The sequence below is a fragment of the Lyngbya sp. CCY1209 genome (assembly GCF_055795065.1).
Genome location: NZ_JAYFER010000387.1, coordinates 1 through 9358, shown reverse-complemented (window position 1 = coordinate 9358; position 9358 = coordinate 1). Strand labels below are relative to the sequence as shown.

Sequence of the window (9358 nt, the reverse complement as noted above, 5' to 3'; positions counted from 1 at the left end):
TCAAACCCTTATAGAAAAGCCGTTTCAGTTTCCGACTCCCGACTCCCGACTGCCGAGGACCGCGCGCAGCGCTATATATAGCAGGAACTGCCTCTGAGTTCCCACAGAATTGATACACGAGGTTGCCATACATCACATTTGAGAGGGATTGGCGATCGCTTTCGGGCCGAAACGGCGCCCCCTTGAGGTGGGGTTCAAGACTCCGAAACTTCGGAAGCGGGGCGTTTCCAGCCGAGAATCCGGTAGACATCCACCAACTGATGTTTGCCCTTGAGGGGGATGAGTCCCCAGGCCTCCACTTCAAAGACATCAGGGACGTACATCAATGTCTGATAGGCGATCAGAATGCGGCAGACATCGGAGTGGCGGTCCTTTTCGCAGCTTTCCAGGCGGGAGGCGATGTTGACCGAATCGCCCAACAGGCCGTATTCCAGGCGATCGCGCCCCCCCAGACTCCCCGCCACGATCGGCCCGGTGAAAATACCCGCCCGCATCTGAATCGCCGGCAAATTGCGCGATCGCCAACTTTGATTCAACTTCCGCAACCGTTCCCCCATGTCCAACGCGCAGGCGATCGCGGCTTTGGCATCCCGGGCGATTTCGTCGTCCGTTTCCCGGGCGATGGGGACGCCGAAAGCCGCCATGATCCCGTCTCCCATAAACTTGTTGATGATCCCTCGGTGATTGTGGACCGATTGAGTCAAACCGTCGAGATATTCGTTGAGCCATTCCATGAGTTGTTCGGGGGGGATCTGCTCGGAAATGGTGCTGAAATTGCGGATGTCGGTAAACAACATCGTAGCGATCAGTTTTTGGCCGGGTAATTTGCCGTCGGCGAGGAGGCGATCGCGGCTGTTCCACAGAGCCGTTGCCACCTCCGGCGAGGTATTTTGTCCCAGGAGTCGCATCACCACCTGCTGCTGTCGCTGGGCGCTCAATCCCAAATAGGCGACGGTCGTCGCGGAGGTGAGGATCAGGGACAAACTCGGCGCCACGATCGAGACCCAGCGGCCATTTAAAAATAAGAAAAATCCGGTCCCGAATAAAATTCCCAACAGCACCGGCGTCCCGAAGATCCAAATCAGGGGGTGGCGACTCCCGACGATCGCCGTCACGCCGACCCCTCCCCAGGCGACGATCCACAGCAGTTCGGCCCACTCCGGCCAAAACGCGAACAGCGGGCGATCGCCGCCCACCGCATCGAGGAGTTGACTGAGCATCTGGGCGTGAATTAAGACCCCCGGCATTTTCGCCGACACCTTGCGACCGGGGCTGTAGGGGGTCAGGAACAGATCCTTGGCGCTCGGCGCCGTGGTTCCGATCAGGACAATTTTGCCCTCCACCCACTGCCGGGGAATCTGGCCGTAGAGCACTTGGCTCAACGTCACCGTCCTCGCCACCGCGTCATCGGAGCGGTAGTTGAGCAGAATTTGATAACCCTGGTCGTCGATGGTTTGATACCCGCCCGAATGGCGCTGTAGGGGAAGAAATTCCGCCTCGCCCCAGAGGATGCCCTCGGGGTGGTCGGGGCTGTTGTCCGGCTCGACCCCCCGTTCCCGCCAATAGTGGAGGGCCAGTTGCATCGACAGGGAATAAAATGTCCCCTCGTCGGTATTTGCCAAGATCAAATTTCGCCGCACCACCCCGTCCGGGTCCAGCAACAGGTCGTTGAATCCGACGCGATCGCCCGGGACGCTCGGCGGGGCGGGGGTTCCCAGAGTCCGGCCGTTGCTGAGGGTTTTGATGACGAAAATATCGGGATTTTCCAGTTCCCGGACGAGATCTCGATGTCCCGGTTCGTAGCGAATTTCCCGGTACAGGTCTAAGCCGATCGCCTGGGGTTGCCATTCCCAGAGGCGATCGAGCAATTGGGCGATCGTCCGGTCGGGGAGGGGCCAGCGGTTGAAAGCCTGGATGTCTTCCTCGGTGATAGCCACGATCAGCAGCCGCGGGTCGGGGTCGCGATCGGGCCTGAGCCGCACCATCAGGTCATAGGCCAGCAGTTCGAGGGGTTGCAGCCCCCCCACCTGCCGCAGTCCCAAGACCGCTAGGATCGCGATGACTGTGGCGATCGCACAAGTTCCCATTTCCTTGAGATTCACTTGCTTTCTCTTTAAGATGTCGAACGGCTTCAGACTCACGATCGATATTATCCGGTGAGGTGCGGGACTGCTATTGACCATTGTTGCCGAATTTCGCCCGAACTGGGGGGCCCGACCCATCATTGAAAGATTTGAAATTGTAGGGGCCCCTGGCTTGCGCCCTAATTTTAGATTCTTCCCCGCCCCCTGTCGCTTTGTTCCTTTTACCGTTCAGTTTCAATATTGTCCGGTCATTTCGCTTGCTAATGCCTCGTCGATTAAAATTGACATCAGAAACTTCAAAACTATCAAAAAAGCCGATCGCGATGTATTCTGCCTCAAAAACGGAGACGGATATGATCAAATTTTTGGGGGTCATTCTCTCAAATCAAGTCCGCGAAGCACAAAACAACTGGGCTTGTAGGAGTCGGACAAAGAAACGGGAAAAAGCCGTTAATTTTTCACTTTTCACTTTTCACTTTTCACTCAAAATGATCCGATTCCCGTCCGGGTCGAAAACGTAAATTTCCCGGCCGTGGGAGGCGACGATGAGATCGCCGGGAGGGGGATAGCCCAAATCCTGAAAATGGGCGATCGCATCCTCCAAATTGTCCACCTGCAGACACAAACTCATCGCCCCCGAACCCGGGACAAACTCGCCACCGTCGTGCGATCGCGGCCGAAAAATTCCCAACCGCAAACCGGGAAGTTGAAACTCGGCGTAAACCCCCCCCAGAGACACCTCGGGCTGGACTCCGAAAAGATCGCCGTAAAAGCGGGTCAATTTGGCCAGGTCGGCAGTTGCCAGGGTGACAAGCGCCCCATTGCAGTGTAAAACCATATTTGGGAAAGCGATAATTTTGATCCCGACGGGCGAACGCAAATCTTGCATCCATATTGAGTTGAAAAATGGGACGAATTTTTCTATCGGCAGGTCACGGAGGGTTTGAAAACGGGGTCAGAGATCCCGGTGTCGTCGCCGGGGGGACTACCGAAGCCCAAGAAATGATCCGCATCCGGGATCTGGTGCTCTCGGAGTTGCGATCGCGCGGCTTTCAAGTCGTCGCCGTCCCCGACGACCTGTCCCAAATTCAGACCCTCGACTGGATCAACACCTATTCCCACCCGGGGGATGTGGCGGTCGAATTGCAGACCGGCGGCTCCTCCAACCCCTCCATCCGGGGCGTGACGGTATTTTACATCGCCCACAACCCGGAACGCAAAGGCGACGCCGAACTGCTGCTGTGGTCCGTGCTGCGGCGGGTTCCCCAGTTCCCCAGTCGGGGCGTCAAACCGGACACCCACACCGGACTCGGGCGCCTGGTCTTCTGCCGCTGGATCGCCGTGCCGTCACTCTACATCGAAATCGGCTATTTGACCAATCCCAGCGATCGCGCTATTTTGCAGAGTCGCCGCCGCGATATCGCCACCGGACTCGCCGACGGCATCGCCGCCTGGGTGAAAAGCGAACACATCAACCCCGCCCAACCCCTGCCGCCCGGAACCCGAGTTTACGGGTCAATTGGAATTAGAATTAACGCCCAAACCTACGGCGAAAAGGGCATTTTGGTCAACGGCAATTCCTACATCCCCATCGATTTAGCCGATCGCCTCGGAATCGATCTCAGTCAACTGGCGCGGGTGCGACGAATTCGCTACAACAACATCGTTTATATCAAAGCGATCGACCTGCGAAGTTTCGGAATTGCCGTCAGTTGGGATAACCCGAATCGATCCGTCGTGTTGCGATCGATCTCCCGACTTTACAGCGACCAAATCGATCGCATCATGGGCAGTGGCTACACCACACAAGTGCAACTGATCGTCTTTTTAAAGGCAGAAAATCCCGACGCGGCGACCCAATTTCCCCAGATCGCCAAACTCTACCGAGAAGAATCGATGATCGAGGGGATCAACTACGATATCGCCTTTTGTCAGATGTGTTTGGAAACCGATTTCCTCAAATTCGGCGGCATCGTCCGCCCCGAACAACACAATTTTGCCGGGTTGGGCGCCGTCGGCGGTTCCTCCGAAATCGCCTCCTTTTCCAGTCCCCGCGAGGGGATTCGCGCCCACATCCAACACCTGAAAGCCTACGCCAGCAATGAACCCATCGTCCAGGAAATTGTCGATCCCCGGTTCAACTACGTCACCCGAGGTGTCGCCCCCTCCGTCTACCAGTTGGGGGGCCGGTGGTCCGACGATCCCCAATACGGCGATCGCATCGTGGCTTTGGTGCGGCGGCTTTACGAAATGTCCGGACTCTTATAATTGATCATTGATAATTGATAATTAAATATCCTTTTTTTTGTGGGTGGGGTGACGGATTTTCTGGTATCCTTAAATAGGAGTTGACGGAAAATAATCATGCATAAGATTCCTGTTACGATTGTTACCGGGTTTTTGGGGGCTGGGAAGACGACGCTGATCCGCAATTTGTTGAAAAATAATCAAGGTCGTCGGATCGCGGTTTTGGTGAATGAATTTGGCGAGGTGGGTATTGACGGGGAACTGTTGAAATCTTGCCAGGTTTGCGACGAGGAAGAGACGGCGGAAACCAATATTTTGGAACTGGCGAACGGGTGCCTGTGCTGCACGGTTCAGGAGGAGTTTTTGCCCACCATGCAAGAACTGTTGAAACGCCGGGACGCGATCGATTGCATCTTGATCGAAACCTCCGGTTTGGCACTGCCGAAACCCCTGGTGCAGGCCTTTCGCTGGCCGGAAATTCGCACCGGGGCGACGGTGGACGGGGTGATTACCGTCGTCGATAGCGAAGCCTTGGCAAACGGGCAGTTAGCGGGGGATCTCGACGCTTTGGAACGGCAGCGGGAGGCGGACGAGAGTTTGGAGCACGAAACCCCCATCGAGGAGTTATTCGAGGACCAGTTAGCCTGTGCGGATATGGTGTTGTTGACGAAAAGCGATCGCATCGATGCCGATACCCAAACCCGCGTCAAACAGTGGTTGGAACGGGAACTTCCCGAAGGCGTGCGGGTGCTTCCCTGCCACCAGGGGGAAATCTCCGCCGAGGTGCTATTGGGTTTCAATGCGGCGGTGGAGGACGACCTGGACTCCCGCCCCAGCCACCACGACCACGAGGAAGAACACGAGCACGATGATGATATTAATGCCGTGCATTTGACGTTGGATGTGGCGATGGAACCCAAGGCTTTAGTGGAACGGTTAAATGCGATCGCCCACGATAACGAAATATACCGAATCAAAGGCTTCGCGGCCGTCCCGGACAAACCCATGCGGCTGGTTGTCCAAGGCGTCGGCAACCGCTTTGACACCTTTTTCGATCGCCGCTGGAAGCCGGACGAACCCCGCCAAACTCAACTGGTTTTCATCGGCCGCAGTTTGGAAGCGGACAAAATTTCGGCCTCTCTGAAATAATTGTAATAGCTAGAAACCGGGTTTCTACCCGCATCTCTCATCCTCAAAAAAAAACCTCATAGAAACCCGGTTTCTTCATCCCCAAATCTAGCGATTAAATGCGATCGCTTCCTGCAATGTCACCTTCAAACTTTCGAGAAGTTCTTCATAACTCCTTTCTTGACAATTGACACCCGGGATTTATTCAATCCAGCCGATCCACCAGCCATCCTCTTCTCGAATCAGTGCAGTATATTCGTTAACCATGAGTATTGTACCTTGATGTGAAGTAGAGGAATTATGCGGAGAAGTCCTGCAAAATGTCGGTTATCATATTATACTGATCTCGAACCCTGTTTTTCAACCGTACCGACTCCCCAATCATCTTTAGATGATTTCTGCTATTAGCTTGGGAATTGATTCCCAAGCGTTACTTGATCGAAATCTAGGGATAATTGATAAAGATTTGAAGTCATGATTTTGGATGGCTGGGGGGCGATCATATTTTAACTCAATTTTAGGGTGGCGACAATGATTTCCCCCGTTGTTGGGCTTGAGTCCCTCCGAAAAGAACCCGATCGCCACAACGAATCCGAGTTGCATCAATTATCGATTTGTCACACACTATATCAGTAGCCCATATTTTGACTCAGTTTATGACCTTCGCTTTCGGAATCGGACTCCTTCTCACCCTGACAATAATCGCGATCGCACTCTACCTCGCCACCGCCCGCAAATACCAATCCGCCGACTCGGTAGCCAACGCCTACGACCAGTGGACCGAAGACGGCATCCTCGAATTCTACTGGGGCGAACACATCCACCTCGGACACTACGGGTCCCCGCCGCAGCGGAAAGACTTTCTGCAAGCCAAAGAAGACTTCGTACACCAAATGGCCCGCTGGGGCGGACTGGACAAACTCCCCCCCGGAACCACCGTTTTGGATGTCGGGTGCGGCATCGGCGGCAGCAGCCGCATCCTGGCGAAGGATTACGGCTTTTCCGTCACCGGCGTCACCATCAGCCCCGGACAGGTGAAACGGGCCGAGGAATTGACGCCGGAGGGCTTGGATGCCAAATTTGCCGTAGACGACGCGATGGCGTTATCCTTCCCCGACGCCAGTTTCGATGTCGTCTGGTCCATCGAAGCCGGACCCCATATGCCCGACAAAGCCGTTTTCGCCAAAGAATTGCTGCGGGTGGTGAAACCGGGCGGCGTCCTGGTGGTGGCGGACTGGAACCAGCGGGACGATCGCCAAAATCCCCTCAATTTCTGGGAACGCCCCGTCATGCGGCAACTTTTGGAACAGTGGTCCCACCCCGCTTTTTCCAGCATCGAGGGTTTTTCCGAACTGTTGGCGGAAACCGGACTCGTCGAGGGAGAAGTCGCCACCGCTGATTGGTCCTCCGAAACCCTCCCCTCCTGGCTGGATACCATTTGGCAGGGCATCGTCCGCCCCAGAGGGTGGATGCAATACGGCATCGCCGGGTTCGTCAAATCCGTGCGGGAAGTGCCGACTATCCTGTTGATGCGGCTGGCTTTCGGTTCCGGACTCTGCCGGTTCGGGATGTTCCGCGCGGTTCGCGGGGAAGGTGTTTCGGAATCTTCGCAGGCGGTGTCCGCGACGGCGACCAGAAGTTAGGGAATAGGGAATGGGGAATAGGGAATGGGGAATCGTTGAATTGGTTTTGTCTTCGACTCCTGATTTTCCCTTTAATTCTTTGTTGTGTCAGTTTTACAAGCAGTGAATGGACGGTAAACGATATACCCTGGAAAATGCGATCGCACTCTCGGGGGTGGGACTCCACGGCGGTGAGACGGCGAATGTGAAAATTTTGCCCGCCGAACCGGGTCAGGGGCGATATTTCGTCCGGGTGGATTTGCCCGAGACTCCGGTCATTCCCGCCCATTGGAAGGCCGTCTGTTCCACCACCCTCTCGACGGAACTGGGAAACGGCGCCAGCGCCCGAATTCGCACCGTAGAACACCTGTTGTCCGCCCTGGCGGCGGGGGGAGTCGCGGACGCCCGGATCGAGGTTGACGGGCCGGAATTGCCCCTCTTAGACGGTTCCGCCAAACCCTGGGTTGAGGCGATCGCTGCCGCCGGACTGAGGGAAAATCCCATATCCGATTCTCCCCCGATTCTGGAAGCGGAAATTTGCGTGCGGCGGGGGGATGCCTTCGTCGCGGCTATCCCGTCTCCGGAAATTCGGTTCACCTACGGCATCGATTTTGACGTGGCGGCGATCGGCAATCAGTGGCACAGTTGGAGTCCGGGGCACCAAGATTTTGCCACGGAAGTGGCCCCGGCCCGCACGTTCACCCGGGCCGAAGATATCGAAGCGTTGCGAAAGGCGGGGTTGATCAAAGGGGGGAGTCTGGAGAATGCGATCGTCTGTTCCGAGTCGGGGTGGGTGAATCCCCCGTTGAGATTTGCAAATGAGCCGGCGCGTCATAAGATCATAGATTTAGTAGGGGATCTCAGCCTGTTGGGGACCATTCCCCAAGCCCACTACCTCGCCTACAAAGGGGGTCACGCCCTGCACGTCGAGTTGGTGCGGCGGATTCGAGAACCCCTCGCCGTGTAAAGCTTGAACTGTTAGAGAATGTCCACACTTGACGCAACCCCCGACGCCAGCAATTCCAACGCCGCGACGGCTAACGATACCCATTTGGCGATCGAAGAAATCCAGAACCTCCTCCCCCACCGCTATCCGTTCGCCCTCGTCGATCGCATCATCGAATATGTTCCCGGCGAACGGGCGACGGGCATCAAAAATGTCAGTATCAACGAACCCCACTTTCAGGGACATTTTCCCGGGCGCCCGCTGATGCCTGGGGTGCTGATCGTGGAAGCGATGGCCCAGGTGGGCGGTGTCGTCGTCACCCAACTGCCGGGGATGGAGGGGAAATTGTTCGTATTTGCGGGCATCGACAAGGTGCGTTTCCGGCGTCCGGTGGTACCCGGCGATCAGATTATCATGCGGGTGGAATTGCTCTCCGTCAAGCGAAATCGATTTGCCTATATGCAGGCGAAAGCGGAAGTGGACGGCAAGCGCACCTGCGAGGGGGAATTGATGTTTTCTCTAGCCGATTGAGGGTGCGATCGTCACTGGTTTGTTGTTGCGCTTTGGGGTCGGAAAAGGGCCCAAGCCCAACAGCTTTTTTAGGGCGCGATCGCCATGCGATCGACAATCGCAGTTTGTCTTGACTTTCAAATTGAATCTGAAGTGGGAGGAAACGGATGAAATTACAGGAATTACAAAATGAGGCGTTGCGATTATCGGTCGGCGATCGCTGGCAGTTGGTTCAAACCCTTTTGGAGTCCCTCAGACGGGATACAGAAACCCTGTCAAAATCGAGGAATCTATCGCGGTTGCGAGGAATTGCGAAACCTTCCGGAGGGGAAGTAGATGTCCCGGAGGATTACGCCACCTATCTCACCGAGAAATATCAGTAATGCGAGTTTTAATTGATACAAATGTGGTTCTCGACTTCCTGCAAGAAAGGGAACCATTTTTGGATAATGCAGCAAGGCTATTTGAGCGTATAGATGCCGGGGAGATTGAGGGATTGATCGCTGCGACGACAATTACTAACATCTATTATATTATCCGCAGAGCATCGGGAGGAGTCCAGTAGGGTGGGTTAGGCGCGGCTGTAATTTTCCGGAAAAACCCACAACTTTTCATCCGCGCCGTAACCCACCATTTCTTTTTTATGCACAGTTTTAGTCGTGTTATGACACACCTTAAACGGTGGGTTACGGCGGATTTATAGATGGCTTTTACGGCCTAGGTTGAAGCCGCCTAACCCACCCGACTGGGCTGTTTCATCTTAAATGAGGGGATCGGATCTGAATCCACAGGCAAGATGCCCGATGCTCCGTTTTGAATAT

9 protein-coding genes are annotated in these 9358 nt (G+C 55.4%); 7 read left to right on the top strand and 2 right to left on the bottom strand.

What is annotated here, in order from left to right:
* Nucleotides 1–194: 194 nt before the first annotated feature.
* Both AC0QHF_RS11220 and AC0QHF_RS11215 read right to left on the bottom strand, forming a co-directional pair.
* The gene (locus tag AC0QHF_RS11220) at nucleotides 195–2183 is read right to left on the bottom strand and encodes a CHASE2 domain-containing protein (RefSeq protein ID WP_324704296.1); all 1989 of its coding nucleotides are present in this window, start codon (nucleotides 2181–2183) and stop codon (nucleotides 195–197) included.
* 373 nt (nucleotides 2184–2556) lie between these two features.
* Nucleotides 2557–2922, bottom strand: a complete 366-nt coding sequence (locus AC0QHF_RS11215) for a VOC family protein (RefSeq protein WP_324704295.1) — start codon at nucleotides 2920–2922, stop codon at nucleotides 2557–2559.
* A 68-nt stretch (nucleotides 2923–2990) separates the two neighbouring features.
* On the opposite strand from AC0QHF_RS11215, the gene tftA reads away from it, so the two are divergent.
* The 7 genes from tftA (at nucleotide 2991) to AC0QHF_RS11180 (ending at nucleotide 9102) form a co-directional block, all read left to right on the top strand.
* Nucleotides 2991–4352 carry a hormogonium tapered terminus morphoprotein TftA gene (gene tftA / locus AC0QHF_RS11210; RefSeq protein ID WP_324704294.1) on the top strand — a complete coding sequence of 454 codons (1362 nt, stop codon included), beginning with the start codon at nucleotides 2991–2993 and terminating at the stop codon, nucleotides 4350–4352.
* Nucleotides 4353–4448: 96 nt separating this feature from the next.
* On the top strand, nucleotides 4449–5480 hold the full coding sequence (gene cobW, locus AC0QHF_RS11205; protein WP_324704293.1) for a cobalamin biosynthesis protein CobW: 1032 nt from the start codon (nucleotides 4449–4451) through the stop codon (nucleotides 5478–5480).
* A gap of 635 nt (nucleotides 5481–6115) precedes the next feature.
* Entirely contained in the window at nucleotides 6116–7102 is a 987-nt protein-coding gene (locus tag AC0QHF_RS11200; RefSeq protein WP_324704292.1) for a methyltransferase domain-containing protein, read from the top strand.
* A 106-nt stretch (nucleotides 7103–7208) separates the two neighbouring features.
* On the top strand, nucleotides 7209–8048 hold the full coding sequence (gene lpxC / locus AC0QHF_RS11195; RefSeq protein ID WP_324704291.1) for a UDP-3-O-acyl-N-acetylglucosamine deacetylase: 840 nt from the start codon (nucleotides 7209–7211) through the stop codon (nucleotides 8046–8048).
* A gap of 18 nt (nucleotides 8049–8066) precedes the next feature.
* On the top strand, nucleotides 8067–8558 hold the full coding sequence (gene fabZ, locus AC0QHF_RS11190; protein WP_324704290.1) for a 3-hydroxyacyl-ACP dehydratase FabZ: 492 nt from the start codon (nucleotides 8067–8069) through the stop codon (nucleotides 8556–8558).
* 146 nt (nucleotides 8559–8704) lie between these two features.
* Nucleotides 8705–8920 (top strand): hypothetical protein, encoded by a 216-nt coding sequence (locus AC0QHF_RS11185; protein ID WP_324704289.1) that lies wholly within the window; start codon nucleotides 8705–8707, stop codon nucleotides 8918–8920.
* Nucleotides 8920–9102 carry a type II toxin-antitoxin system VapC family toxin gene (locus AC0QHF_RS11180; RefSeq protein WP_324704288.1) on the top strand — a complete coding sequence of 61 codons (183 nt, stop codon included), beginning with the start codon at nucleotides 8920–8922 and terminating at the stop codon, nucleotides 9100–9102. The genes AC0QHF_RS11185 and AC0QHF_RS11180 overlap by 1 nt, the downstream gene beginning before the upstream one ends.
* Nucleotides 9103–9358 lie beyond the last annotated feature (256 nt).

Excerpts from the sequence above, each read along its gene's own strand:
- AC0QHF_RS11220 (WP_324704296.1), bottom strand. The coding sequence starts at position 2,183 with ATGGTCAATAGCAGTCCCGCACCTCACCGGATAATATCGATCGTGAGT.
- AC0QHF_RS11215 (WP_324704295.1), bottom strand. The coding sequence starts at position 2,922 with ATGGTTTTACACTGCAATGGGGCGCTTGTCACCCTGGCAACTGCCGAC.
- tftA (WP_324704294.1), top strand. The coding sequence starts at position 2,991 with ATGGGACGAATTTTTCTATCGGCAGGTCACGGAGGGTTTGAAAACGGG.
- cobW (WP_324704293.1), top strand. The coding sequence starts at position 4,449 with ATGCATAAGATTCCTGTTACGATTGTTACCGGGTTTTTGGGGGCTGGG.
- AC0QHF_RS11200 (WP_324704292.1), top strand. The coding sequence starts at position 6,116 with ATGACCTTCGCTTTCGGAATCGGACTCCTTCTCACCCTGACAATAATC.
- lpxC (WP_324704291.1), top strand. The coding sequence starts at position 7,209 with ATGGACGGTAAACGATATACCCTGGAAAATGCGATCGCACTCTCGGGG.
- fabZ (WP_324704290.1), top strand. The coding sequence starts at position 8,067 with ATGTCCACACTTGACGCAACCCCCGACGCCAGCAATTCCAACGCCGCG.
- AC0QHF_RS11185 (WP_324704289.1), top strand. The coding sequence starts at position 8,705 with ATGAAATTACAGGAATTACAAAATGAGGCGTTGCGATTATCGGTCGGC.
- AC0QHF_RS11180 (WP_324704288.1), top strand. The coding sequence starts at position 8,920 with ATGCGAGTTTTAATTGATACAAATGTGGTTCTCGACTTCCTGCAAGAA.